Source organism: Kitasatospora sp. NPDC058170 (genome assembly GCF_042883905.1).
Classification (GTDB): domain Bacteria; phylum Actinomycetota; class Actinomycetes; order Streptomycetales; family Streptomycetaceae; genus Kitasatospora.
In genome coordinates this window covers 160,526-185,446 of sequence record NZ_JBHVUV010000003.1, presented here as the reverse complement: position 1 = coordinate 185,446, position 24,921 = coordinate 160,526, and the positions used below count along the sequence as shown (strand labels likewise).

28 protein-coding genes are annotated in these 24,921 nt (G+C 71.2%); 17 read left to right on the top strand and 11 right to left on the bottom strand.

Annotated elements, in window-relative coordinates; translation table 11 throughout:
* Positions 1-56 precede the first annotated feature (56 nt).
* Positions 57-698, bottom strand: a complete 642-nt coding sequence (locus ACFVVX_RS05410) for a DUF2461 domain-containing protein (RefSeq protein WP_387941640.1) — start codon at positions 696-698, stop codon at positions 57-59.
* Between the two features lie 72 nt (positions 699-770).
* Between ACFVVX_RS05410 and ACFVVX_RS05405 the strand changes: the two genes are divergently transcribed.
* Positions 771-1,109, top strand: a complete 339-nt coding sequence (locus ACFVVX_RS05405; RefSeq protein ID WP_387941638.1) for a hypothetical protein — start codon at positions 771-773, stop codon at positions 1,107-1,109.
* A gap of 149 nt (positions 1,110-1,258) precedes the next feature.
* Here ACFVVX_RS05405 and ACFVVX_RS05400 read toward each other — a convergent pair whose 3' ends face one another.
* Positions 1,259-2,227, bottom strand: a complete 969-nt coding sequence (locus ACFVVX_RS05400; protein WP_387941636.1) for a heme A synthase — start codon at positions 2,225-2,227, stop codon at positions 1,259-1,261.
* 239 nt (positions 2,228-2,466) lie between these two features.
* On the opposite strand from ACFVVX_RS05400, the gene ACFVVX_RS05395 reads away from it, so the two are divergent.
* Together ACFVVX_RS05395 and ACFVVX_RS05390 are read left to right on the top strand one after the other, a co-directional pair.
* Complete coding sequence (locus ACFVVX_RS05395) at positions 2,467-3,819, top strand: choice-of-anchor A family protein (protein ID WP_387941634.1); 1,353 nt, start codon at positions 2,467-2,469, stop codon at positions 3,817-3,819.
* A gap of 299 nt (positions 3,820-4,118) precedes the next feature.
* The gene (locus ACFVVX_RS05390; RefSeq protein WP_387941632.1) at positions 4,119-4,844 is read left to right on the top strand and encodes an LAETG motif-containing sortase-dependent surface protein; all 726 of its coding nucleotides are present in this window, start codon (positions 4,119-4,121) and stop codon (positions 4,842-4,844) included.
* Between the two features lie 89 nt (positions 4,845-4,933).
* Here ACFVVX_RS05390 and pip read toward each other — a convergent pair whose 3' ends face one another.
* Complete coding sequence (gene pip, locus ACFVVX_RS05385; protein ID WP_387941631.1) at positions 4,934-5,893, bottom strand: prolyl aminopeptidase; 960 nt, start codon at positions 5,891-5,893, stop codon at positions 4,934-4,936.
* Between the two features lie 271 nt (positions 5,894-6,164).
* Between pip and ACFVVX_RS05380 the strand changes: the two genes are divergently transcribed.
* Entirely contained in the window at positions 6,165-7,340 is a 1,176-nt protein-coding gene (locus ACFVVX_RS05380) for a serine hydrolase domain-containing protein (protein ID WP_387941629.1), read from the top strand.
* A gap of 55 nt (positions 7,341-7,395) precedes the next feature.
* On the opposite strand, the gene ACFVVX_RS05375 is transcribed toward ACFVVX_RS05380, so the two are convergent.
* Complete coding sequence (locus ACFVVX_RS05375; RefSeq protein ID WP_387941627.1) at positions 7,396-8,004, bottom strand: 1,4-alpha-glucan branching protein; 609 nt, start codon at positions 8,002-8,004, stop codon at positions 7,396-7,398.
* 194 nt (positions 8,005-8,198) lie between these two features.
* Between ACFVVX_RS05375 and ACFVVX_RS05370 the strand changes: the two genes are divergently transcribed.
* Positions 8,199-9,995 carry an SMI1/KNR4 family protein gene (locus tag ACFVVX_RS05370; protein ID WP_387941625.1) on the top strand — a complete coding sequence of 599 codons (1,797 nt, stop codon included), beginning with the start codon at positions 8,199-8,201 and terminating at the stop codon, positions 9,993-9,995.
* A gap of 207 nt (positions 9,996-10,202) precedes the next feature.
* On the top strand, positions 10,203-10,583 hold the full coding sequence (locus tag ACFVVX_RS05365) for a TipAS antibiotic-recognition domain-containing protein (RefSeq protein ID WP_387941623.1): 381 nt from the start codon (positions 10,203-10,205) through the stop codon (positions 10,581-10,583).
* Positions 10,584-10,606: 23 nt separating this feature from the next.
* Here the strand turns inward: ACFVVX_RS05365 and ACFVVX_RS05360 are convergent, their stop codons facing one another.
* The 4 genes from ACFVVX_RS05360 to ACFVVX_RS05345 all read right to left on the bottom strand — a co-directional run bounded on the left by ACFVVX_RS05360 (position 10,607) and on the right by ACFVVX_RS05345 (position 12,521).
* A complete protein-coding gene (locus ACFVVX_RS05360; RefSeq protein ID WP_387941621.1) occupies positions 10,607-11,176 on the bottom strand; it encodes a hypothetical protein in 570 nt (189 codons plus the stop codon).
* A 240-nt stretch (positions 11,177-11,416) separates the two neighbouring features.
* Positions 11,417-11,617 carry a DUF397 domain-containing protein gene (locus tag ACFVVX_RS05355; RefSeq protein ID WP_387941619.1) on the bottom strand — a complete coding sequence of 67 codons (201 nt, stop codon included), beginning with the start codon at positions 11,615-11,617 and terminating at the stop codon, positions 11,417-11,419.
* A 156-nt stretch (positions 11,618-11,773) separates the two neighbouring features.
* Positions 11,774-11,977 (bottom strand): DUF397 domain-containing protein, encoded by a 204-nt coding sequence (locus ACFVVX_RS05350; RefSeq protein WP_387941617.1) that lies wholly within the window; start codon positions 11,975-11,977, stop codon positions 11,774-11,776.
* Entirely contained in the window at positions 11,970-12,521 is a 552-nt protein-coding gene (locus ACFVVX_RS05345; protein WP_387941926.1) for a DUF5753 domain-containing protein, read from the bottom strand. Before ACFVVX_RS05345 ends, ACFVVX_RS05350 begins: the two co-directional genes overlap by 8 nt.
* 166 nt (positions 12,522-12,687) lie before the next feature.
* On the opposite strand from ACFVVX_RS05345, the gene ACFVVX_RS05340 reads away from it, so the two are divergent.
* From ACFVVX_RS05340 to ACFVVX_RS05330, 3 genes are all read left to right on the top strand, one after another.
* A complete protein-coding gene (locus tag ACFVVX_RS05340; RefSeq protein ID WP_387941615.1) occupies positions 12,688-12,930 on the top strand; it encodes a hypothetical protein in 243 nt (80 codons plus the stop codon).
* Complete coding sequence (locus ACFVVX_RS05335) at positions 12,927-13,220, top strand: hypothetical protein (RefSeq protein ID WP_387941613.1); 294 nt, start codon at positions 12,927-12,929, stop codon at positions 13,218-13,220. Before ACFVVX_RS05340 ends, ACFVVX_RS05335 begins: the two co-directional genes overlap by 4 nt.
* Positions 13,221-13,372: 152 nt before the next feature.
* Entirely contained in the window at positions 13,373-14,320 is a 948-nt protein-coding gene (locus ACFVVX_RS05330) for a YhjD/YihY/BrkB family envelope integrity protein (protein WP_387941611.1), read from the top strand.
* Between the two features lie 37 nt (positions 14,321-14,357).
* On the opposite strand, the gene ACFVVX_RS05325 is transcribed toward ACFVVX_RS05330, so the two are convergent.
* The gene (locus ACFVVX_RS05325) at positions 14,358-15,077 is read right to left on the bottom strand and encodes an ABC transporter permease (RefSeq protein ID WP_387941924.1); all 720 of its coding nucleotides are present in this window, start codon (positions 15,075-15,077) and stop codon (positions 14,358-14,360) included.
* 47 nt (positions 15,078-15,124) lie between these two features.
* Positions 15,125-16,066 carry an ABC transporter ATP-binding protein gene (locus ACFVVX_RS05320; RefSeq protein WP_387941609.1) on the bottom strand — a complete coding sequence of 314 codons (942 nt, stop codon included), beginning with the start codon at positions 16,064-16,066 and terminating at the stop codon, positions 15,125-15,127.
* 278 nt (positions 16,067-16,344) lie between these two features.
* Between ACFVVX_RS05320 and ACFVVX_RS05315 the strand changes: the two genes are divergently transcribed.
* The 8 genes from ACFVVX_RS05315 to ACFVVX_RS05280 are packed head-to-tail and all read left to right on the top strand — an operon-like array spanning position 16,345 to position 23,129.
* Positions 16,345-17,184 (top strand): helix-turn-helix transcriptional regulator, encoded by an 840-nt coding sequence (locus ACFVVX_RS05315; protein WP_387941607.1) that lies wholly within the window; start codon positions 16,345-16,347, stop codon positions 17,182-17,184.
* 9 nt (positions 17,185-17,193) lie between these two features.
* On the top strand, positions 17,194-18,609 hold the full coding sequence (sufB, locus tag ACFVVX_RS05310; RefSeq protein ID WP_387941605.1) for a Fe-S cluster assembly protein SufB: 1,416 nt from the start codon (positions 17,194-17,196) through the stop codon (positions 18,607-18,609).
* Positions 18,610-18,665: 56 nt separating this feature from the next.
* Positions 18,666-19,898: a Fe-S cluster assembly protein SufD gene (gene sufD / locus ACFVVX_RS05305; RefSeq protein ID WP_387941603.1), complete on the top strand. Its 1,233-nt coding sequence runs from the start codon at positions 18,666-18,668 to the stop codon at positions 19,896-19,898.
* On the top strand, positions 19,898-20,215 hold the full coding sequence (locus ACFVVX_RS05300; protein ID WP_209411713.1) for a bifunctional 3-phenylpropionate/cinnamic acid dioxygenase ferredoxin subunit: 318 nt from the start codon (positions 19,898-19,900) through the stop codon (positions 20,213-20,215). Before sufD ends, ACFVVX_RS05300 begins: the two co-directional genes overlap by 1 nt.
* 6 nt (positions 20,216-20,221) lie before the next feature.
* Positions 20,222-20,986 carry a Fe-S cluster assembly ATPase SufC gene (sufC, locus tag ACFVVX_RS05295; RefSeq protein ID WP_387941601.1) on the top strand — a complete coding sequence of 255 codons (765 nt, stop codon included), beginning with the start codon at positions 20,222-20,224 and terminating at the stop codon, positions 20,984-20,986.
* Positions 20,987-21,009: 23 nt separating this feature from the next.
* A complete protein-coding gene (locus ACFVVX_RS05290) occupies positions 21,010-22,257 on the top strand; it encodes a cysteine desulfurase (protein WP_387941922.1) in 1,248 nt (415 codons plus the stop codon).
* A 16-nt stretch (positions 22,258-22,273) separates the two neighbouring features.
* A complete protein-coding gene (gene sufU, locus ACFVVX_RS05285) occupies positions 22,274-22,726 on the top strand; it encodes a Fe-S cluster assembly sulfur transfer protein SufU (protein ID WP_387941599.1) in 453 nt (150 codons plus the stop codon).
* 22 nt (positions 22,727-22,748) lie between these two features.
* On the top strand, positions 22,749-23,129 hold the full coding sequence (locus ACFVVX_RS05280; protein ID WP_387941597.1) for a metal-sulfur cluster assembly factor: 381 nt from the start codon (positions 22,749-22,751) through the stop codon (positions 23,127-23,129).
* Between the two features lie 147 nt (positions 23,130-23,276).
* Here the strand turns inward: ACFVVX_RS05280 and ACFVVX_RS05275 are convergent, their stop codons facing one another.
* Complete coding sequence (locus ACFVVX_RS05275; RefSeq protein WP_387941596.1) at positions 23,277-24,608, bottom strand: MFS transporter; 1,332 nt, start codon at positions 24,606-24,608, stop codon at positions 23,277-23,279.
* Between the last annotated feature and the right edge of the window lie 313 nt (positions 24,609-24,921).

The window sequence follows — 24,921 nt, the reverse complement described above, 5'->3', positions numbered from 1 at the left end:
CGGCGAGGGGCCCCGGTCGGTGACCGGGGCCCCTCGGCGTGCGCCCGCGGCGCCGCTCAGCGGGACGGCAGCTCGCTGGGCCCGACGTGGCCGTCCAGCCAGTCCTTGAGGGGCTGGGAGACGCGCAGGAAGCCGGTGATCCGGTCGTACGCGGCCGGGGTGCCGAGCCAGTCCGCGGGCGGCCACTCCTGCCAGGCGACCAGGCCCTTGTGGCGCAGCAGCTCGATCCGGGGGTGGTCCTTGGGGTAGCCGCGCGGGGCCGTCTTGAGGGAGTCCCGGCCGACCACCTGCGGGCCGGCCTCGCGGACCCGGGCGATCACCCGCTCCAGCTCGGCGCCGGAGACGTCCTCGGCGACGGCGCCGCGATAGCGCTCCAGCTGGTCGGGGGCGAGCTGGTAGAGGCCGTTGCCGCAGGCCAGGCCGTCGGCGGAGAGCTGGATGTAGCCGCCCGCCCGCAGGTGGGCGCCGATGTGCGTCTTGTACGGGGACTTGTCGGCGCTGAACCGCACGTCGCGGTTGGGCCGGAAGATCTTGGCCGGGCCGAACTCCGGCTCCAGCCGGTCCAGCAACTGCTCCATCGGCTCGCGGACGTCCTGCTCGTACCGGGCCCGGTGGTCGGTCCAGAAGGTCTTGGAGTTGTCGGCCTCCAGGTGCGCGTAGAAGTCGAGCGCCTCGGCGGGCCAGCCTTGAAAGGTCACCCCTCCAGTATGTGGTCCGGTGCACACGCCGCTCCCGTCGCCAGTCGCGCTACCGGTCGGTAGCATGCGGCTATGAGCAGCGCAGAGACCGCCACCACCGCCGCGCCGGACGCCCGCGTCGAGCGCCGCGCCAAGCGCATCGCCAAGCACCTCACCGCCTTCGCCGCGCAGCACGGCGGCAGCGCCGACGGCGTCGTCGAGTACATCGGCGCCGTGGCCACCCGGATCGTCGTGGTCGGTGCCGACGGCGCCTGGGGCGACCAGGTCGCCCCGAGCTACGCCGTGGGCCGCCGGGCCGCCGAGCTGGCCGGGCTGACCCTGCACGACGACTTCGAGGGCGAGCTCGGGCTCCGGGTGAAGACCGGGCCGTACGAGTGGAAGCGGATGGCCGGTATCCAGATCGGCGGCTGATCCCGTCACGGCGAAGGCCCGGTTCCCCCGCGCGGGGGAACCGGGCCTTCGTGCGTGCCCTCGGGTGCCGGTGGCCGTGCCGGCCGGTCGGGCCGTGACGGTGGTCGGGCCGTGCCGACCGGTCGGGCGGTGGCGGCGGGTCAGGCGGGTCAGGCGGTGGCGGCCGCCGGGACGGGCAGGGCCTGGGCCGGGACGGCCTCCTGCTCGCGGGTCCGCAGTGCCAGCGGGATCCGCAGGACGGCGATCCAGGTGAGCGTGGCGCCCAGCATGTGCAGGCCGACCAGGATCTCCGGGACGTCCGTGAAGTACTGGACGAAGCCGAGCACCCCCTGGACCAGCAGGACCAGGAACAGCTCGCGGGCCCGGGCGCGGGCGGCCGGCGGTGCCTTCACCGCGGCGAAGACGAAGATCACCGCGATCGCCAGGCCGACCGAGACGAACGCCAGGTCGGCGTGCACCTGGGCGAGGCGGTCGTAGTCGAGCGGGATCCGGGGCACCAGCTTGTTGTCCTTGGGCGTGCCCGGGTGGTGGCCGGCGCCGGTCACCAGGGTCCCGGCGGCGACCAGCAGGCCGATCACGGTGACCAGGACGTAGGACAGCTGGACGATCGGGCGGGCCACCGCGGGCCGCGGCGGACCGTCACCCTCCTTCGCGCGCTCCCACATCTGCAGCGCGACCCAGACCAGGGCCATGGCGGCGATCAGGTGCAGCGCCACGGTGTAGGGGTTGAGGCCGGTCAGCACGGTGATGCCGCCGAGCACGGCGTTGCTCATCACCAGCCAGAACTGGGCCCAGCCGAGCCTGGTGAGGCCGCGTCGCCGCGGGCGGTGGCAGCGGGCGGCGAGGATGGCCCAGCCGACCGCGGCGCTCAGGACGTAGGTGAGCATCCGGTTGGTGAACTCGACGACACCGTGGAAGCCCATCTCGGGCGTCGGGGTCAGGCTCTCGCCGGTGCAGCGGGGCCAGGTGGTGCAGCCGAGGCCGGAGGCGGTGAGCCGGACGGCGCCACCGGTGACCACGATGACCACGCTCATCACCAGCGCGGTGAACGCGGCACGCCGGACCATGGCGGCGGAGGGCTGCCAGCGATCGGCGAGCAGGGAGAAGGGGGTACGCACGGGGTCAATCGTAGGCGGCCTTACAGCCGATCTTGGGGCGGGGCGGGCGGGTGCGCCGCGCCGCCGGGTGGACGGCCCCCGCGGCCGGGGTACCGGTCGGCCAGCGGGGGTGAAAGGGACTGTTCGGACATATCGGATATTGGTCTTGACCAATCGCGGGTTTGGTCGAGAGAGTGCGGTTGGTCCATACCATTTTCGGGCCGCCCCCGCCCCCCGCACGTCAAGCGGAGATCCTGCACATGCGCATACCCATGCCCGCCGCTGCGCTCGCACTCGGCGGATCCCTCGCACTGGCCGGTCTCATCGCCCCGGTCGCCGCCCAGGCCGCCGAGCCCGGCGAGCAGTGCCTCACCCTCGGCGTCGCCAACCTCTACGGCGAGTTCATCGAGGGTGACGACACCCACACGCCGGACGCCGAGGGCGCGGTGGCGGTCGGCGGCAACGCCGACTTCACCGGCGGCTTCTCGGTCGGCCAGGAGCTCACCGCCGAGCAGGTGGCGGCGCTGCCGGGCGGCAACGCGCTGGTCGTGGCCGGCAAGATCACCGGGCACAACACCCAGGTGATGAAGGGCAACGGCGTCTACGGCTCGAAGGCCGAGGGCGCCGTGATCGAGGCGCACCAGGGCAAGATCAGCCAGGGCGCGTCACCGATCGACTTCGGTGCGGAGTTCGCCCGCCAGCGCGCGGTCGCCACCACGCTGGCCGCCCAGGCCCAGACGGCCGCCGCCAAGGTCGAGGCCAAGGGCGCGGACCTGTACCTGAGCAGCTCGGACGCCAGGACCAACAGCTTCACGGTGAGTGCCGCCACGCTCCAGGGCGCCACCAACGTCTACCTCAAGGTGCCGGTCGGCTCGGTCACCGTGGTCACCGTCACCGGCGACGTGTACGACATGGCCGCCGCCAGGACCACCGGCTTCCACCTGTGGGACGAGGCCAAGAAGGCGTACGTCCTGGACGACAAGCTGCAGAGCGCGGCGGGCGGGGCCGTCCGCTCCAAGCTGCTCTGGAACCTCCCGACCGCCACCAAGGTGGTCAAGAACAGCGCGGCCGCCTGGCCCGGCACCGTGCTGGCGCCGAACGCCGCCTTCGACCTCGGCAGCGGCGGCCCGGTCAACGGCTCGGTGATCGCCAAGTCGCTGACCGGCAAGGGCGGTGCGGAGACGCACCACTACCCGTTCACCGGCTGCCTGCCGGTCGAGGTGCCGCCGACCGCACCGCCGACCGTGCCGCCCACCGTCCCGCCGGTGGTGCCGACCGGTACGCCGTCCGCGAGCGTCACGCCGAGCACCCCCGGTACGCCGGGCGCCTCGGCGAGCCCGAGCGCCTCCGCCAGGCCCAGCGCCTCCGCCTCGGCCAGTGCGTCGGCCTCCGTCTCGGCGTCGGCGTCGGCGTCGCCCTCCGCGTCGGCCTCGGCGGGCGTGCCCAGCGCCTCCGCCTCGGCCGGGCCGTCGGCGTCGGCCAGCGGCGGGGGCAACCTCGCGCACACCGGGTCCGGTCCGGTCGTCCCGCTGGCGATCGGCGGCGCGCTGGTGGCCGCCGCCGGTGGCGCGATCGTGGTGGCCACCCGCCGCCGGGCGGCCAGGAAGGCCTGAACACCCGCCCGCTGATCGATCCGGCGCCCTCGGTGATTGAACCCAATCGCCGAGGGCGCCGTTCTTCATGAAGTGTGACGAAGTCCGGTCAACCTTGCCCGATCCGCATCCTGCGAGGTGGCGGGTGTGATGGGCTGGCTCGTGCACATCCCAGACAGGCACGGACAGACGGATTCCGGTCGTACAGCGGGTGTGGAGAGGTGCGGGAGTGCCGGTAGAGTCCCCGGGACACTCGTGGCGGGCCAACCGCGAACCACTCAACATGCCTGCTGCGGACGACCGTTCGGAGGGACAACGAAATGGCGCGACAGCAGCGGCAGCTCGGTATCAGGAAGACGGCACTCGTCGGGGCGGCGGCCGCGGCCGTCCTTCTGCCGGTGGCCCTGGCCGCCAACGCCTCGGCGCACGCGCCGACTTGGCAGGTGACCTGCGACAAGGTCTCGATCGATCTGACCAACTACAGCGAGACGAACGGCATAAAGAACTCGGTCAGCCTCACCATCGGCGGTGAGAAGGTGCTCGACCAGAAGCAGTTCGGCAAGGAGTTCCACGGAACCTTCCCGGTGAAGGACCACTCCGAGCCGGTCTCCGCGACCTTCGTGGTGACCACCACCGAGGACCCGAAGAACCCGGACTGGAACAAGACGGAGACCAAGTCGATCCCGGTCTGCCACACGCCGACCCCGACGCCGACTCCCACCAAGACCCCCACCCAGACCCCGACCCCGACCCCCACTCCCACCCCGACCCCGACGCCGACTCCCACCAAGACCTCGACCCCGTCCCCGTCCCCGACGGTGACGCCGAGCGCGAGCCCGACCGCGTCGGCCACGCCCAGCCCGACCGTGTCGGCCACCGTGGCCAAGACGCCCTCCCCGGCGGCCAGCTCCCCGGCCCCGGTGCTCGCCCAGACCGGTAGCAGCGACTCCACCCCCGTCCTCGCGGCGGCCGGCGCCGGCGTCCTCCTGGTCGGCGGCGCCCTCGTGCTGTTCGCCCGCAAGCGCCGCAGCGGCAACCAGAGCTGACCCGCTCGCCCGGTGACGGAAGCGGCCCCTCGCTCGACCTTGCGTTCCGGAGGTCGAGCGAGGGGCCGCTTTCCGCTGCGCGGCCCGGGTCAGCGGTTCTTGAACTCCTCGATGGCCACCCGGACGGTCCTCTGCATCGCCTCGCTCCCGACGTGCCCCGAGTCCTCGAAGATGTGGAGCCGGGCGTCCGGCCACGCCTTCGCCAGCTCCCAGGCCGTCTGCACCGGGCTGCCCATGTCGTGCCGGCCGTGGACCAGTACCCCCGGGATCCCGGCCAGCCGGTGGGCGTTGCGCAACAGTTGGTCCTCCTCCAGCCAGGCGCCGTTGCTGAAGAAGTGGGCGCAGATCCGGACGAACGCGATCCGCGCGTCGAGCTCCCGGTCGCTGTACATGCCGGGGATGCCGTTGGGCTCGTCCGAGACGACCGCGTCCTCCCAGGCGAGCCAGTCCTCGGCGGCCTTCTCCCGGACCGCCCGGTCGGGGTTCTCCATCAGCCGCGCGTAGGCCGCCAGGAGATCGCCGTCCCGCTCGGCCTCGGGGACGCCGTCGCGGAACCGGTCCCAGGCCTCGGGGTGGAACCGCCCGGCGCCCCGGTAGAGCCAGGAGGTCTCGTCGGGGCGGGTCGTCGTCACCGCCTGGATGATGATCTCGCTGACCCGCTCGGGGTGCTGCTGCGCGTAGGCCAGGAGCAGCGTCGAGCCCCAGGAGGCGCCGTTCAGCAGCCACTTCCCGATGCCGAGGTGTTCGCGCAGCCGCTCCATGTCGTCGATCAGGTGCTGCGTGGTGTTGAGCCGCATGTCCGCCGCCGGGTCGCTGGCGTGCGGGGTGCTGCGGCCGCAGTTGCGCTGGTCGAAGCGGACGACGCGGTAGCGCTCCGGGTCCCAGGCCCTGGTGGGTCGCTGCGGGGCGCCCGCCCCCGGGCCGCCGTGGACGGACAGGACGGGCTTGCCCCCGGGGTGGCCGAGCTGTTCGTAGTAGACGCGGTTGCCGTCTCCGGTGTCGAGCATTCCGTGGTCGTAGGGATGGGTCGGAGGATAGAGATCAACCATGGCCGTCGATCCTACGGCGCGCGGTCGGGTTCCGGTGGGAGTTTCCAAATCGCCTTGCTGGGCGGGCCTTTGAGGCGGCGTTGGCGGGTGCGGCCGCCCGTCCCGATCCCCTCGTCGGGGTCGGGTGAGGGACCGTCCCTGGTGGGGGGCCGGGGGGTGCGGGGTGGGGACATCCCCCGTACCGACGCGGGCGTCAGCCGGATGGGCCGCGGGTACGGCGGCCCGGCACGATGAACGGGAACGGAACGGACAGCAGAAACAGGAGTGATCGGTGAAGGCACGTATGGGGGCGGCGGCACTGTGGGCCGGGATGTGCGCGGTGGCGGTGGCGGGGATCCTCCCGGCGAACGCGGCCGCGGCGGAGCGGGCGTCGGCCCCGCCGCCCGCCGCTCTCAAGGCGGCGATCGAGCAGACGGTCGCGGACGGGTTCCCGGCCGCCGTGGCGTACGCCAGGAACGGGGAGAGGGAGTCACGGGTGGCGGCCGGGGTCGCGGACACGGCGACCGGTGAGCGGGCCCGGCCGGACCACCGGTTCCGGATCGCCAGCAACACCAAGTCCTTCGTGTCGACGGTGCTTCTGCAACTGGAGGGCGAAGGCCGGCTCTCACTCGACGACAGCGTGGAGAAGTGGCTGCCCGGCGTGGTCCGGGGAAACGGCAACGACGGCGCCGCCATCACCGTCCGGCAACTGCTCAACCACACCTCGGGCATCTACGACCCCACCAACGAACCGGAGTTCTTCGCCCCCTACCTGGAGCGCCACGACTGGGGCTACGTCTACACCCCGCGGGAGGTGATCGCCCGCGCCCTGCAGACCGAGCCGAAGTTCAAGCCCAACGAGGGCTGGTACTACTCCAACACCAACTACCTGCTCGCCGGCCTGGTGATCGAGGCGGTCACCCAGCACAGCGCGCCCTCCGAGATCCGTCGGCGGATCCTCGCCCCGCTGGGCCTGAAGGACACCTCCTTCCCGCTGACCGACCCGGACGTCCACGGCCCCCATCTGCACGGCTACGACCTCGCGGGACACGATGTGACCCGGTTCAGCCCGTCCTACGACTGGACCGCCGGCGCCATGATCTCCACGGTCGACGACCTGGCCCGGTTCCACCGGGCGCTGTTCACCGGCAAGCTGCTGCGCCCCGCCCAGCAGCGCGAGCTCCTGACCACGGTGCAGTTCCTCGACGGGCCGGAGTACGGACTCGGTGTGCAGCGCGAGGAGGTGTCATGCGGTTCGGGGCCGGGCGCCGCGTCGATCAGTGCCTGGTCGACCGACGGCGCCGGACCCGGCTACACCAGTGTGGCGCTCACCACCGTCGACGGTGAGCGGCAGCTGGTCCTGGCGGTCAACGTCTACGACCTCGGCGCGGAACTGCGGAAGCAGAGGCCCGTCCCGGCCCGCACCGAGGGGCTGTCGAAGGTGCCGGCGGCGGCCCTGTGCGGCTGAGGCGGCGGCGCGTCCGTCGCGGGTGAGGCCGCGCCGCCGTGGCCGGGGTGAGCCGCTACTCCGGTGCGACGGTCGCGAATACGCCGCGCACAGCCGTTCCGTCCGGCCAGGTCCACCCGGCGACGAGGGCCACGGGCGAGCTCTGCGCGGCCTCCGCGGCCCGCAGGACACGGTTGACCCGAACGCCGAGGCCGTCAGCAGGACCGTTTCCGTTTCCGGTTCCGGGCCTGGATCCGGTTCCGTGCACGGTGACGGTCGGGTCGGGGGTGTCGCTCTCGCTCTGGTGCTGCGGCACCGCCTCCCCGCGCAGAAGCGCGCGCAACTGCTCCGTCACCACCGGGTCGTGGACGCCGTCGTAGATCCACCGGGTGCCGAGCACCCCGTGCTCGGAGGTGCCGATCAACGCCTCGCCCGGGACGCCCTCCAGGGCCGCGTCCCGGTAGCCCAGCGGCACCAGATACGCCACCGGCTCCTGCAGGGCGGTGTCCACCACGACCATGAACTCGATCCCGACCTCGCCCTGCGGATCGTCCAGCCGGAACCCGCCGGCCCTCACCAGCTCCGGCGTGTCGGCGTCGCCCACGTACCAGCTCTGCCTCGGCAGCCAGCCGGTGAGCAGCTCCAGCTTGGTCGGCGTCATCGTGGTGCGGTGGATGGCGGCCATGAGTTCCCTCGCGTGTAGGTCCGGGCCCGTGTCCCACGGGATGTGATCGAACCTATCGGACGGGGTGGTTGCCTCCCACGCGGCAGCGGTGGCGGTGGAGCGGGAAGGCGGTGGAGTGGGAAGTCGGCGGGTCCGACTTCCCACTCCAGATCACAGACGCCGGGACTGTCACGGCGCGCGCCTAGGGTGCCGACATGACCACACCTACCGTCGAACAGTCCTGGGCCCGCATCGAGACCTGGCTCGCACGGCACGCTGCTGAAAGCCATGGGCTGCTCCGGCGGCCGGCCCGCCCGGAGGACATCGCGGCGGCCGAACTCCGTCTCGGGGTGGGGTTCCCGCCGGACCTGAAGGACTCGCTGCTGCGCCACGACGGCGTACAGCTCCAGGACGGAACACCGACGTTGGGCTACTACGGCCCGCTGTCGGGCGTCGAGGACATCGTCCGGAGCACCGAGTTCCTGCGGGACGTCGGCGCGGACATCGCCGAGGCCGAGGCCGAGGCCGATCTCGACGAGGAGCAGCGCGACCAGTACGCGTACTGGCCGCACGAACGGCTGCTGATCACCCTGGGCATCGGATGGCAGTCCTCCGACGGCCTCTTCCTGGTCACCCGCCCCGGCCGGCACCACGGGCGGGTCGGCCGGTACTTCGACGAGGACAGCCCTTCCCTCACCCCTTGGCCGGGACTGCGGCACGTCCTCGCCGACTTCGCCACGGCCCTGGAGAACGGCACGCCCTTCAACGGGCGGACGCCCCTCGCCCATGAGGGCCGGCTGATCTGGGACAGCGGCGGGACGGTCGTCCCCGACCCGCTCTCCGCCATCGGCCTCGCCGCCCGGGCCGCCGAGCCGGTCCCGCCCGCGGCCGAGCCGGTCCCGCCCGCCCCGCCGACCGCTGGGTCGTACGCCGTCCTCACCTTCGGGTCGGCCGGCTCGCCCGCGCCACCCGTGCAGCCGGACGTCGTGTTCGTGGCCGGTGTCGCGCCCCGGGACCTGCTGGACAGGCTGGGCGCCGTGCCGGCGACCGCCGGGCCGCGCAGCAGCGAGCAGGTACGGCTGTCCGCCGCCGCACTCTGGGCGGCGTACCGCCCGATGGCCCGGGCCGGGCGGTGCGGTGACGGGTGGTCCTACGCCGTCCAGGAGGGCGGTGACCCCCAGTTCGGCCGTCCGGAGGTGCTGCGCCGGCTCTCCCGCGGGACCAGGGTGGTGAGACTGGCGAAGCGGGGGCCCGAGGTGCACGTCACCGTCGTCGAGGACGGTACGGAGCGGCCGGAGGAGGCCCGCCGGGTCGATTCGCCGCGCGAGGACCACGTGACCGGGCCCGACGGGAAGCGGTGGCAGCTGGGCGGCGTCGATCCGTGGCCCGGCTCGACCGCGGCGTACGCCCGGCTGCTGGCCGCCCTGGCGGCGGAACACGGCATCACGTGGGATCCGGAGGCCGACGGCGACGAGCCGCTGGCGAGCGCGCTGCTGCTGCCGGTCCTCGACGACGTGCCGCCGACGCGGGCCCCGCTCTCCTGGGTGCGCGGCTTCGACCTCGGCGGGCTCGTCGACCGGACGCCTCCGCAGCGGTTGCGCTCCGCGATGGCGGCGCAGCTCGCCCGGTTGGCGTCCGAGTCCGGCATCGACGCCTACCCGGAGATCGCGCGGGCGCTGGAGCGGATCCGCCGGGACGAGCCGGTGGACCTCACGGCCGACGGGGCCCTCGACCTGCGGATGAGGACGCTCTCGGCGGAGGTCCGGGCGGCACGGGGACTGCTGGAGGCGGCCCGGTACGCACCGGACCCGGCACCCGTGACGGCGGCCGACCTCGGGGCGTGGGTCGTGCGGGACTCTGCGGCCGGGGCACTGCGGGAGTTCCTGCTGCTGCCCCTGCCGGACGCCGCGGCCACGATCCTGGACCGGCGCCTGTCCGTACGCTGGCGCGACGATCTGGCTGCGGACCTGGCCGGTGAGGAGTCTTGCGGTCGATCAGCGCCCACGGGCTGAACCGGCTGTGGCACCGGTTCCCTCGGTTCGTCCCTCGCCCCGGACCGAGGGGCCGGAGCCCTTGGTTTCGGGGCAAACAAACCGCTTGCCGAGCCTGTGAGGGTATGTCACTGTTCGGCCTGGATAGACCGGTTGGTCGGTGCCGACGGGTCGATCGTCCCCTGAGGAATTCGCTGAAGGGGTGCAAGAACCACGGAAATCGGTGTCATGGGGAATCAGTACGAGGACGAGTGTCGCCGGGCGTTGGCCGGAGAGCAGGCGAAGAGCCTTGCCGAGACGGACAACTGGGCGCACGTGGACCGGGACCAGGTCCACCGGGACTGGGACGTGCTGTACAAGGAGATCGCGGCCGACCTGGAGGGCTCCCGGCCCGGGGATCCGCAGATCCAGGCGCTCGTCGGCAGGCACTTCGACATCATCTGCCGGTTCTACGTCCCCACCAGGGAGGCCTATGTCGGCACGGCGCTCTTCTACGCGGAGAACGACGACATGATGACCTTTCACAACGCCTACCACCCCAGGATGGTGGAGTTCCTGGGTGAGGCGATAGGTGTCTTCGCCGAACGCGGAGTCGGGTTCGCCACGTAGGGCGCGACTCGGGAAATGACGTGTCAGGGGATCGACACGGTATTCCAGACGGCCAGAGGATCGTACGGCCCTCCGCTGTGGCAACTACCCATGATCACGTGGCCGAAGTGGGGGCCGAAGCCCGGTTCGGCCTGCAGACATACCTTGAAGTCGCCGCTGAACGTTGTCCTGCTCTGGAACACCCAGCCGTTCCCCACCGACACCGCTTCGAAGACGGTTTCCGCAGCGCGGCATGGGGCTATGACGGCTTTGGGAGGCACGACGCTCGCGTAGGTGATGCACTGCCCGGTCAGCTTGTTCTCCAGCCTGATGTCGCCGATGTGACCCGACACAAGCCGGACCTTCCAGCGCTGCTGATCGGTGATGGAGGCCCCGGCCAGACGGATGGTTCCGTCAACCTGGGCGCTCTCCGACAGTACGTCCATGGCGCGAAAAGCGCCTATCTGGTCCTGCACGGTAGTCCGCAGCTGGAACCAGCCGGCCGGTGGGTAGGCATTGGCGGGCGTTGTCGCGAGCGGGGTCAACCCGCATGCCAGGACCATGACGCCGGCCAACTTCAGGAGCGTGCCTCTGCTCGGTATGCGCCTGCTCATAGCCGTCCCCTCCCTTGAGGACGTGGAAATCTCAACGGGCGTTTCCGGCCCGGTGGACCTTGAGGCGACGTCGGAGGCCAGTGGATCGATCACCGGGCGACTCGGGCGCGCGCCTCCGTGGCAGTCCTTGGAACCTGCCGTCCCAATCACCGTAACGCCGATGCGGCGGTGCAGCGCGGGATGTCCCTGGTGCGCCACGGTGGCCCGTTGCGAAGAGCAACGGGCCACCGGAACGATTCGCTACGCGTTGGCGGTGTGGTGGTCGAACTCGCCTGCCTTGGCGCCGCGGAGGAAGGCGGCGAACCTGATGGGGGTGGTGCGGACGATGATGTCGTCGTCATCGGATTCGCGGAGTTCGACCAGGCTGTTGGCGGTGCGCACCTCGATGCAGTCCCCGCCTGAACCGCTGAAGGAAGACTTCTGCCAGATGGTGTCGGACATTCTGGGCTCCTCGTTCTCGCTCGGCTTTGACCTGGTGTCAGGGGTGCGTGGGCGTGGAGTGGGAAGTCGGCGGGTTCGACTTTTCATTCCGGGAGGGGTCGGAAGTTCCGTTGGCGTGGCCCCTCGCTCGGGTCGAGCGAGGGGCCGGTGGCGGTGTCAGGTGGTGGGGTTGGTGTGGTGGTCGAACTCGCCGGCCTTGATGCCCTGGACGAAGGCGGCGAACGTGGCGGGGGTGGTGCGGACGATGATGTCGCCGTCATCGGATTCGCGGAGTTCGACCAGGGCGTTGGCAGTGCGGACCTCGACACATGCGTTGCTTGATCCGGAGTAGCTGGACTTCTGCCATATGGGGCTACTCATACTTGCTCTCGATCTCCTTCTTGATGGATCGGATGAAGTCTCGCGACCCCTCTTCCGTGAGGGCCACAGCTGCCATTCGGGTGAGGATTTCGCGGTAACTCGCCAGGTCCGAGGGAGTATCGAAAAGTGGGCAGCCAAAGCTGATGTCGATCTGCACGGTGTCCAGTTCGGGGACTGGGCCCTCGGTGTAGACGAAGTTCTCGCTGGGGCCGGGCAGGGATTCGATGTCGAAGGGCACCACTCGAACGGAGATTCCGGCACTCTCGGAGTCCTTGATGAGAGCACTGAGTTGCTCGGAAAGTACCTCCGGCCCACTGAACTGCATGCGCAGCGCGGCTTCGTGGATGAACGCCGTGTAGGGCGTCGTGCCGGACCGGACGATCTGTTGCCTCTGGAAGCGGAAAGCCATCCTGAGATCGACCTCGGCGCGCGGCAACGGTGGGATCGCACGAGCGAACACCGAAGTTGCGTAAGCCGGGGTCTGGAGCAGTCCAGGGATGAAAGTGATCGAGTATGTGGAGATCCTCCGTGCATGACCCTCGATCGCGGCGACATCGAGCAGGTCGGTGGTCAGGCCATGGCTGTAGTTCTCCCACCAGCCTGTTTCTCGTTCCTCGATGATGTTGGCGAGTGCGTCGATCAGGGGTTCGTTTCCGCATCACCCTCCTCAACCTCCTCCACCTGCTCCGCGACACCGAGAGGGACCAGCCGTGGGAGTCCTGATCCCGATGGTCACCGCCCAGGCGGTCCACACCGAGCGCACCACCGCGCACTACCTCGCCGTCGAGCACGTCCCCGACGCCGCCCTCCAGCTCCGCATCGGCGTCGACCTCGACGTCCACGTGGGCCCCGGTGAGCAGCTCGCCTTCCCGCTCACCCGCGACCAGGCCCACGACCTCCTCGACGCCCTCGCCGCCCACCTCGGCCAGCGCGTCATCGGGATCCGCCGATGAGAACCGGCACCGCCAGCTTCCTCGTCGGCGCCGCCCTCCTCACCCTCCTCGCGCTGGCGCTCGCCACTGTCGCGCTCGGCGTGATCGCCACGCTCAAGATGCCGCACCCGCCGCACGAGGCGGCCCCGCCGCCCATCACCCGCCACGGCCGCTGGGAACTGCGCCGACTCCCCGACGGCACCACCGAGTACGCCTGGATCGCCCGCCAGGCCGGCCACTACGGCCCCGAAACCCACCACCGCAACGCCACCAACCCCACCCCCAAGGGCCGCCACCGCATACCCACCTGAGCGCGACCCACGAAGGCCCTCGCCCGCCCGGGCGAGGGCCTCGTCGCCTCCCGGCGGGCGGTTCACCCGGACGGCCCACGTCGCACGTTCCCGCCCCAGGTCCGGCGGCTACGCTCGCAGCCAGCACCGGACCCGATGAGATCCGAGGGGGCATGACGGCCCAGACCAGCCGCGAACGCGCCGTCAGAACGCTGACGTTCTGGCTGCGCCCGGCCTTCGCCCTGCGGTGCTTCAGCCGTTTCCAGAAGCTCGTCGGCTTTGATCGCTCGATGGCCCTGGCCGCCGGCGCGCTGGCGGCAACCGTTCCGCTCTCGATCCTCACCGGCGGCATCCTGACGCACACCGGGCACGCGGACACGGCGGAGCGGATCATCGGCCGCTACCAGCTCACCGGGGAAGGCGCCGATGCCATCCGGCAGGTGCTCGCGCTGTCGTCCGGCACGTCCACGACCGTCGGCGTCTTCGGGGCGGTGTTCCTCGTGATCTCGGTCCTGAGTTTCGCGCGGGCCGTCCAGCGCCTGTACGAGCAGACCTGGGAGCTCAGCCCGCTCAGTGTGCGCAACACGCTGAACGACCTGTTGTGGGTGGCCGGTCTCGCCGGCTACCTGACGGTCACCGGCCTGGTCTACGGCTTCCTCGGCCGCGGGCGCCTGCAACTGGGGGCGGTCGCGGCCGAGGCGCCGGTGACCGCGGCCTTCCTCGTCTGGGGCGGCCGGATCCTCACCGCGCGGCGGGTCACCTGGCGGGACCTGCTCCCGTTCGGCGTCGTCGGGAGCGTCCTGGCGGCGGTGTACTCGGTGGGGGCGACGGTCTACCTCCCCCATCTGTTCAGTTCCTCGGCCGCCCGGTACGGCGCCGTGGGCGCCGTCTTCGCGACGCTCTCGGCGCTCTTCGGCGTCATGCTCGTCACCGTCGGGTCGGCCGCACTCGGGCGGGAGGTGCGCGACGAGCTCGTCGGTATCGCCAGGGGCGAGCGTCCGCCCGACGACGAGATCCGCCGAGAGTGGGACATCGTGATCGAGCAGGCGCGATCGCGGTGGCACACCACTCGGCAGCTGATCGCGCGCTACCGCCGACCCAAGGAACCGGACGAATCCTGAGCCGGACGCGACCGTGCATCCACACGGCCGGGGTCCGTCACTCCCAGCGGAAGAAGCGGGCCGCCGCGGCCAGTCCGAGGACCGACCAGCCGGCCAGGATGCCGAGGTCGGCCCACGGGACGCCCGCGCCGGTCTGGAGGACGGAGCGCAGGCCGTCCGACAGCGCGGCGATCGGGGTCAGCTCCAGCACCGACTGGACCGCCGAGGGGAACTTCGACAGCGGCACGATCACGCCGCCGGCCAGCAGCAGCAGGATGAAGACCAGGTTGGCGGCGGCCAGCGTCGCCTCCGCCTTCAGCGTGCCGGCCATCAGCAGGCCCAGGCCGGAGAACGCGGCCGTGCCGAAGACCAGCAGGGCGAGGACGCTGAACGGGTCGCCCTGCGGGGACCAGCCGAGCGCCAGCGCGATCACGCTCAGCAGCGCCACCTGCAGCGCCTCGGTCACCAGCACGCACCCGGTCTTGGCGGTGAGCAGCGCCCAGCGCGGCAGCGGGCTGGCGCCCAGCCGCTTGAGCACGCCGTACCGCCGCTCGAAGCCGGTGGCGATGGCCTGGCCGGTGAAGGCGGTGGACATCACGGCCAGCGCGAGCAGGCCGGGCGCCAGGAAGTCGACGCGCTTGCCGGGGCCCTCCACGGCGACGATGTCGACGGCGGAGAAGAGGACGAGCAGCACCGTCGGGATGACGACGGTCAGCAGCAGCTGCTCGCCGTTGCGCAGCAGCATCTTCGTCTCGAAGGCGGTCTGCGCGAGCAGCATCCGGCCGACGGGGGCGGCGCCGGGCTTCGGGGAGTAGTCCACAGAGGTCACGAGCGGAGGTCCCGTCCGGTCAGGTCGAGGAAGACGTCCTCGAGGCTGCGGCGCTGTACGGCGAGCCGCTCGGGGAGGATGCCGGAGGCCGCGCACCAGCCGGTGACGGTGGCCAGCAGCTGCGGGTCGACGGGTGCCCCGATGAGGTAGCCGCCGGGGGTGGGCTCGCTGGCGGTGGTGCCCTCGGGCAGCTCCTTGAGCAGCGGGCCGAGGTCCAGCCCGGGCGGCCCGTCGAAGCGCAGCGAGGATTCGGCGCCGCCGCGGCAGAGCTCCTCGGGGGTGCCCTCGGTGATCACCCTGCCGCGGTCGACGATGGCGACCCGGTCGGCGAGCTGTTCGGCCTCGTCCATGTGGTGGGTGGTGACGACCACGGTGACGCCGTCCCGGCGCAGGTCGCGGACCAGCTCCCAGGTGGCGTGGCGGGCCTGCGGGTCGAGGCCGGCGGTGGGCTCGTCCAGGAAGACCAGCTCCGGGCGGCCGACCACGGCCATGGCGAGGGCGAGCCGCTGCTGCTGGCCGCCGGACAGCCGCCGGTAGGTGGTGCGGCCGCAGGAGCCGAGGCCGAGCCGCTCGACCAGGGCGTCCACGTCCAGCGGGTGGGCGTGCAGCTTCGCGGTGTGCCGCAGCATCTCGACGGCGCGCGCGCCCGCGTACACGCCGCCGGACTGCAGCATCACGCCGATCCGGGGGCGCAGCTCGGCGCTCCGGGTGACCGGGTCGAGGCCCAGGACGCGGACGGTGCCGGCGTCGGGGCGGCGGTAGCCCTCGCAGATCTCGATGGTGGTGGTCTTGCCGGCGCCGTTGGGGCCGAGGACGGCGGTGACGGCGCCGCGCGCGAGGGTGAGGTCGAGACCGTCCACCGCGGTCACTCGGTGCTTCGACCCAGTGCCGTAGCGCTTGACCAGCCCGGTGATCTGGACCGCGGGTTCGGAGTGCATACCGGCGAGTCTAAGAGGAGCGAACAGGGCGGCCGGACGGGAGGCCGGGCCGGGACGGGAGGGCGCGCCGGCGGGGGTTTGCGGAGGGCCTGATTCCGAATGGGTGGGTCTCCCGGGGGCGGGGGCGGAACGGCCGCGGTGACCGGTGGAAAACGGCCTCCGTTGATCGTTTTCGCAGGTCAGGTAAGCCTTACCTGCGTGACAGATGCCACGGATGAGGCGTGGATCACGGCTTGTCCTCCCGGAAGTAATTACGCAACACTGGTGTTGTGAAAAACATGCGCGAGCACTCCACGCACCCGGAGGCCGAGTCGGCCCCCGGTTGCGCCGTGCCCGCGACGGCGGCCGAGGTGCTGCTGGACGGCCACCGCGCCACCCGGGACCGGGTCGCCCGATCGATCCTGGACCACGGCCCGTCCTCCGCCACCGACCTGGCGAACCGCCTCGGTCTGACCAGCGCGGCGGTCCGCCGCCACCTGGACGGACTGGCCGCCGCCGGCCTGGTCGACGCCCGCGAGCAGCGGGTGTACGGCAGTCGGGGCCGGGGCCGCCCGGCCAAGGTCTTCGCCCTCACCGACGCGGGTCGGGACGCCTTCTACCAGGCGTACGACCAGCTCGCCGCCGACGCCCTGCGCTGGATCTCCGACGCGGTCGGCGGCGGCAAGGCCGGCGAGGAGGCGGTCGCCGCCTTCGCGCGGGCCCGCTTCGGCAAGCAGGGCGAGCGGTACCTCGACGCGCTGGACCGGGTCGGGGCCGCGGAACGCACCGAGGCACTCGCCCAGGCGCTGAGCGCCGACGGGTACGCTGCCACGGTGCGGAGAGTCCCGTCGGCCGCGGCGAAAGCCCCGGCGGGCGCCCAGCTCTGCCAGCACCACTGCCCGGTCGCGCACATCGCCGAGCAGTTCCCGCAGCTCTGCGAGGCGGAGACCGAGGTCTTCTCCCAGCTGCTGGGCACCCATGTGCAACGGCTGGCCACCATCGCCCACGGCGACGGGGTCTGCACCACCTATGTGCCGGCACCCGGTGCCGCATCGTCGCCCACCCTGCGTTCCGCGGGCGGTTCCGATGCAGTGCCGACTGCCGGTACGTCCACCGAAGATTCAGCGTCCGCGCGTTAGGAAGCTCGCATGACTGACACCGTTTCGCACCCGGAGCTCGAAGGCCTGGGCACCTACGAGTACGGCTGGGCGGACCCGGACACCGCCGGTGCCACCGCCAAGCGAGGGCTCAGCGAGGACGTCGTCCGCGACATCTCGGCGAAGAAGAGCGAGTCCGAGTGGATGCTGAACCTGCGTCTCAAGGGCCTGAAGCTGTTCGGCAAGAAGCCCATGCCGACCTGGGGCTCGGACCTCACCGGCATCGACTTCGACAACATCAAGTACTTCGTGCGCTCGACCGAGAAGCAGGCCGAGTCCTGGGAGGACCTGCCCGCGGACATCAAGGCGACGTACGACCGCCTGGGCATCCCGGAGGCGGAGAAGCAGCGGCTGGTCGCCGGTGTGGCCGCGCAGTACGAGTCCGAGGTGGTCTACCACCAGATCCGTGAGGACCTGGAGGAGCAGGGCGTCCTCTTCCTGGACACCGACACCGCTCTCAAGGAGCACCCGGAGATCTTCAAGGAGTACTTCGGCACGGTCATCCCGGCCGGCGACAACAAGTTCGCCGCGCTGAACACGGCCGTCTGGTCCGGCGGCTCCTTCATCTACGTGCCGAAGGGTGTCCACGTCGACATCCCGCTCCAGGCCTACTTCCGGATCAACACCGAGAACATGGGCCAGTTCGAGCGGACGCTGATCATCGTCGACGAGGACGCCTACGTCCACTACGTCGAGGGCTGCACCGCGCCGATCTACTCCTCGGACTCGCTGCACTCCGCGGTCGTGGAGATCATCGTCAAGAAGGGCGGCCGCTGCCGCTACACGACCATCCAGAACTGGTCGAACAACGTCTACAACCTGGTCACCAAGCGCGCCGTGGCGTACGAGGGCGCGACCATGGAGTGGGTCGACGGCAACATCGGCTCCAAGGTCACCATGAAGTACCCGGCCGTCTACCTGATGGGCGAGCACGCCAAGGGCGAGACCCTGTCGATCGCCTTCGCGGGCGAGGGCCAGCACCAGGACGCCGGCGCCAAGATGGTCCACATGGCGCCGAACACCTCCTCCAACATCGTCTCCAAGTCGGTGGCGCGAGGCGGCGGCCGCACCTCCTACCGCGGTCTGATCGAGATCGGCGAGGGCTCCAAGGGCGCCAAGTCCAACGTGCTCTGCGACGCGCTGCTGGTCGACACCATCTCCCGCTCGGACACCTACCCGTACGTGGACGTCCGCGAGGACGACGTGTCCATGGGCCACGAGGCGACGGTCTCCAAGGTCAGCGAGGACCAGCTCTTCTACCTGATGAGCCGGGGCATGACCGAGTTCGAGGCGATGGCGATGATCGTCCGCGGCTTCGTCGAGCCGATCGCGCGCGAGCTGCCGATGGAGTACGCGCTGGAGCTGAACCGGCTGATCGAACTGCAGATGGAAGGCTCTGTCGGCTGACCCGCAGCCGCACACAGTCCAGTCCGCATTCCTAGGAAGAGAGCACCACGACAGCCATGGCTGACGTCAACACCCCCACCGGCTCCACCACCGCCGGTTCGATCGAGGTCGGTACCGCCGGCGCCGGCGCGCAGCTCGCCGGCCCCGGCACCGGCCGCGCCACCGTCCAGCAGCCGATCGACGCCCGGGTCGCGGTCAAGCCCTCCTTCGAGGTCGGCGACTTCCCGGTGCCGACCGGGCGCGAGGAGGACTGGCGGTTCACCCCGCTGCACCGTCTCGGCGGCCTGCACGACGGCACCGCCGCCGAGGCCGAGAAGGGCGAGGACAAGGTCGAGCTGAGCCTGCCGGACGGCGTCACCGCCGAGACCGTCGGCCGCGACGACGCCCGTCTGGGCAAGGCCGGCAAGCCGGTGGACCGGGTCGCCGCCCAGGCCTTCAGTGCCTTCGAGCAGGCGCTCGTGGTCACCGTCCCCAAGGAGACGGTGCTCACCGAGCCGGTCAGGATCGACGTGCACGGCGAGGGCGGCACCCGCTTCGCCCACGTGGTGGTCGACGTCAAGCCGTTCGCCGAGGCCGTCGTGGTGATCAACCACACCGGTGGCGGCACCCGTGCCGCCAACGTCGAGCTGCTGGTCGGCGACGGCGCCAAGCTGACCTTCGTCTCCGTCCAGGACTGGGACCGGGACGCGGTGCACGTGGCCCAGCAGACCGCCCTGGTCGGCCGGGACGCCTCGCTGAAGTCCGTGGTCGTCACCTTCGGCGGCGACGTGGTCCGCATCCACCCGCGGATCTCCTACGCCGGGCCGGGCGGCGAGGCCGAGCTGTTCGGGCTCTACTTCGCCGACGCGGGCCAGCACCTGGAGCACCGTCTGGTCATCGACCACGACACCCCGCACTGCCGCTCCAACGTGGTCTACAAGGGCGCCCTGCAGGGCAAGGACGCGCACGCCGTCTGGGTCGGCGACGTGCTGATCCGCGCCGCCGCCGAGGGCACCGACACCTACGAGCTCAACCGCAACCTGGTGCTCACCGACGGTGCCCGGGTGGACTCCATCCCCAACCTGGAGATCGAGACCGGCGAGATCGTCGGCGCCGGCCACGCCTCGGCGACCGGCCGCTTCGACGACGAGCAGCTCTTCTACCTGCAGGCCCGCGGCATCCCGGCCGACGAGGCCCGCCGCCTGGTGGTGCGCGGCTTCTTCGCCGAACTGGTCCAGCAGATCGGCGTCGCCGAGATCCAGGACCACCTGATGGAGAAGATCGAGGCCGAGCTGGAAGCGGCGGTCTGATGAGTTTTCTCCGTGCCTGCGCGCTGAGCGAGCTGGCCGAGGACGTGCCCCGGCGCGTCGACCTCAACGGCGTGCCGGTCTCCGTCGTGCGCACCGACGAGGGGGTGTTCGCGATCAACGACACCTGCTCGCACGCGAACGTCTCCCTCTCCGAGGGCGAGGTCGAGGACTGCATGATCGAGTGCTGGCTGCACGGCTCCAGCTTCGACCTGCGCACCGGCAAGCCCTCCGGCCTGCCCGCCACCAAGCCGGTCGCTGTCTACCCCGTAAAGATCGAAGGGGACGATGTGCTCGTCTCCGTCAACCAGGAGTCCTGAGTACACATGGCAACCCTTGAAATCCGCGACCTGCACGTCTCCGTCGAGGCGGAGAACGGCCCCCGGGAGATCCTGAAGGGCGTCGACCTGACCGTGAAGCAGGGCGAGACCCACGCGATCATGGGTCCGAACGGCTCCGGCAAGTCCACCCTGGCCTACTCGCTGGCCGGCCACCCCAAGTACACCGTCACCGGCGGCTCGGTGCTGCTGGACGGCGAGGACGTCCTGGAGATGTCCGTCGACGAGCGCGCCCGGGCCGGCGTCTTCCTGGCCATGCAGTACCCGGTCGAGGTCCCCGGTGTCTCGGTCTCCAACTTCCTGCGCACCGCCGCCACCGCCGTCCGCGGCGACGCCCCCAAGCTGCGGCTGTGGGTCAAGGAGGTCAAGGAGGCGATGGCCGCGCTGCAGATGGACCCGGCGTTCGCCGAGCGCAACGTCAACGAGGGCTTCTCCGGCGGCGAGAAGAAGCGCCACGAGATCCTCCAGCTGGAGCTGCTCAAGCCGAAGATCGCGATCCTCGACGAGACCGACTCCGGCCTCGACGTCGACGCGCTGCGGGTCGTCTCCGAGGGCATCAACCGGGTCCGCTCGACCGGCGAGGTCGGCACCCTGCTGGTGACCCACTACACGCGCATCCTGCGGTACATCAAGCCCGACTACGTCCACGTCTTCGCGGGCGGCCGCATCGTCGAGTCCGGCGGTGCCGAGCTGGCCGACAAGCTGGAGAACGAGGGCTACGAGTCCTACGTGAAGGGCGGCGCTTCCGAGTGACCCATACTCACGAGTCGGCGGTTCTGTCGGGCCTGCTCGACACCGATGCGATCCGCAAGGACTTCCCGGTCCTCCAGCGGCTGCTGCACGACGACAAGCCGCTGGTCTACCTGGACAACGCGGCGACCTCGCAGAAGCCGCGCCAGGTGCTGGAGGCCCTCAACGCCTACTACGAGCGGCACAACGCCAACGTCCACCGCGGCGTGCACGTGCTCGCCGAGGAGGCCACGGCGCTGTACGAGGGCGCCCGCGACAAGGTCGCGGCGTTCATCAACGCGCCGAGCCGCAACGAGGTGGTCTTCACCAAGAACGCCTCGGAGTCGCTCAACCTGGTCGCGAACATGCTGACCTGGGCGGACGAGCCCTACCGGGTCGACGCCGAGTCCGAGATCGTCATCACCGAGATGGAGCACCACTCCAACATCGTCCCGTGGCAGCTGCTCTCGCAGCGCACCGGCGCGAAGCTGAAGTGGTTCGGGCTGACCGACGAGGGCCGGCTCGACCTGTCGAACATCGACGAGCTGATCACCGAGAAGACCAAGGTGGTCTCGTTCACCCTGGTCTCCAACCTGCTCGGCACGGTCAACCCGGTCGAGGCCATCGTCCGCAAGGCCCAGTCCGTCGGCGCGCTGGTCGTCATCGACGCCTCGCAGGCCGCGCCGCACATGGTGCTGGACGTGCAGGCGCTGGAGGCGGACTTCGTCGCCTTCACCGGCCACAAGATGCTGGCCCCGACCGGCATCGGCGTGCTCTGGGGCCGCCAGGAGCTGCTGGAGGACCTCCCACCGTTCCTCGGCGGCGGCGAGATGATCGAGACCGTCACGATGGGCTCGTCCACCTACGCCCCGGCGCCGCACAAGTTCGAGGCCGGCACCCCGCCGATCGCCCAGGCGGTCGGTCTCGGCGCGGCCATCGACTACCTGTCGGGCATCGGCATGGAGCGGATCGCCGCGCACGAGCACGCGATCACCGAGTACGCGGTCGAGCGGCTGCTGGAGGTCCCGGACCTGCGGATCATCGGCCCCCGCACGGCCGTGGACCGCGGTGCCGCGATCTCGTTCACGCTGGGTGACATCCACCCGCACGACGTGGGCCAGGTGCTGGACGAGCAGGGCATCGCCGTGCGCGTCGGACACCACTGCGCGCGGCCGGTCTGCCTGCGGTACGGAATTCCGGCGACCACGCGGGCGTCGTTCTACCTCTACTCGACGCCCGGTGAGGTCGACGCCCTGATCGAGGGCCTCCACCACGTCCGGAACTTCTTCGGCTGACGGGACGGCCCACGACATGAAGCTCGACTCGATGTACCAGGACATCATCCTGGACCACTACCGCAACCCCCACGGCAAGGGACTGCGGCCCGGTGACGCCGAGGTGCACCACGTCAACCCGACGTGTGGCGACGAGATCACCCTGCGGGTGCGGCTCGACGGCGCCACGGTCGCGGACGTCTCGTACGAGTCCCAGGGCTGTTCGATCAGCCAGGCCAGCGCCTCGGTGCTGAACGACCTGGTGGTCGGCAAGAGCGTCGGCGAGGCACAGCTCGTCCAGGAGGCCTTCCTGGAGCTGATGCAGAGCAAGGGCCAGGGCGAGGGCGACGAGGAGGTGCTGGAGGACGCGGTCGCGTTCGCCGGCGTCTCCAAGTACCCGGCCCGGGTCAAGTGCGCGCTGCTGAGCTGGATGGCCTGGAAGGACGCCACCGCCAAGGCGCTCGCCGAGCACCCCGCCGTCAACGACTGAAGCAGAAGAGGAGGACAGACACATGAGTGACACCGAGACGCCCGCCCCTTCCGCTGAGGGCGGTCCGACCGTCATCGTCGGCACCACCGCCGGCACCGTCTCCGTCGAGGACCTGACCGAGGCCCTGATGGACGTCGTCGACCCCGAGCTGGGCATCGACGTCGTCAACCTGGGCCTGATCTACGGCATCCATATCGACGAGTCCGACGTGGCCACCATCGACATGACGCTCACCTCGGCGGCCTGCCCGCTGACCGACGTCATCGAGGACCAGGCCAAGACGGCGACCGACGGCCTCGTCCAGGACCTGCGCATCAACTGGGTCTGGATGCCGCCGTGGGGCCCGGACAAGATCACCGACGACGGCCGCGACCAGCTCCGCGCACTCGGCTTCAACGTCTGAGACCGGTCGACCGTCAACCCGCTGCCGCGCGAGTCTCCCCTTCGGGGGAAGTATTCGCGCGGCAGTGGTATATCTGCCAGCGGGCTGAGCCCGCGAATGCCGCTGCCCGGTACGGAGGTCCGTACCGGGCAGCGGTGTTTCTGCTGGTCAGGCGTGCTTGGGGCGGCGGGCGACGGCGACGGCCAGGGCCACGCAGGCGAGGGCGGCCAGGGTGGCGAACCCGCTGGTGGCCGGCAGCAGGCCGTAGTGCTGGACGAGGGCGCCGACGCCGACGATCGGCAGTGAGGAGCCGAGGTAGACGATGACCCACAGGGAGCTCAGCTCGGAGCCCCGGCGCTCGGGGTTCATCGCGGCGACGGCGGAGGTGAACAGCGACCGGAAGGCGACGCCCTGGCAGGCGCCGCCGAGGACGCTGCCGATGAACAGCAGGGCGGGGGTACCGGTGTACTGGGCGGTGACGACCAGGGCGAGGCCGGAGGCGAGGCCGGCCATGCCGAGCGCGATGACCAGGCGGTCGGCGGTCGGCGGGACGAGCAGCTGGGCGGCCGCGGAGGAGCCGAGCAGCAGGGCCGCCACCACCGCGCCGGTCAGCCGGGAGTCACTGTGCAGCACCTTGGCCGAGAAGGCCGGGGCCAGGCTGAGGTAGACCCCGAAGACGGCGTAGGAGACGAAGCCGGCCCCGGAGGCGAGCAGGAACTCGCGGCGGCCGGTGGTCGGCAGGGCGAGGCGCTGCGGGCGCAGGTGGGCCGGGGTGGTGATGCGCGGCGGGGCGGCCGGCGGGCGGTTGCGGCCGGGCATCCGGGGGTGGACCAGGGCCAGCGGCACACAGAGCGCCAGCAGGGCGACGGCGTGCAGCAGGAACGGCGTCACCAGCGGGTCCGAGCCGCCGGCCAGCAGGGCGCCGACCACCGGTCCGAGGGCGACGCCGCCCGCCGAACAGGCCAGGGTGAGCTTGGCGGCCAGGGTCGGGTGGTCCGGCAGCAGGTCGCCCAGCGCGGCCCCGGCGGCGCCGGTGGACAGGCCGACCGCGATGCCCTGGACGGCCCGGCCGAGCGCCAGCTGCCAGAAGCTGCCGGCGGTGGCGAAGACCACGTCCCCGGCGGCGGCCAGCGCCACGGCCGGCAGGATCAGGGCGCGCCGGCCGAGGTGGTCCGACCAGTGGCCGACCGCGGCGAGCACCGGGACCAGCGCGAACACGTAGATCGTGAACAGGACCGTGGTGTCGAACGGGCCGAGGGCCAGCCGCTGCTGGATCAGCGGGTAGATCGGGGTGGCCAGGTTGGCGCCGACCAGCATGAACAGCAGGGCGGCGGCCACCAGGCCGACGCGGATGCCGCGCAGCGCGTTCCAGCGGCTGATCGCGGAGAGCTGGAGCTGGGCGCGGGGCGCGAGCTCCAGGGGAAGCAGGGCCTCCGACAGTCGGCGTCCGTCGAACTGCGCGGTGCGCAGGCCGGAGCCGGCAGGGGAGAGGTCCGCCATGGCAGGGGTCTCCTGTGGCCGGGCACCACCGGGGTCGGCGGGGTGTGCCGATGCGCCCGTCCTGCGGCGCTGTGGTGGTGGCCTCGGTGCGGGACTCCCTGGTGGAGCAGGTGAGCGTGGGGCCCCTCCTGCCCGGTGCCGGGAGAGGAGGGAAAAGGGGGGGCGTCTTTGCCCGGTGGCCCGCGCGGGGTGTGCACGGCACCGTTTCGAAGGATAAGGGGTGGGCGCACGGTTGCGGCGCGCGCCCCTGGAGGCCGGGCATCGGGGGTGCCCGGCCTATACGCTGAGGTAGTAGACCGGTTACGCGGAGCCG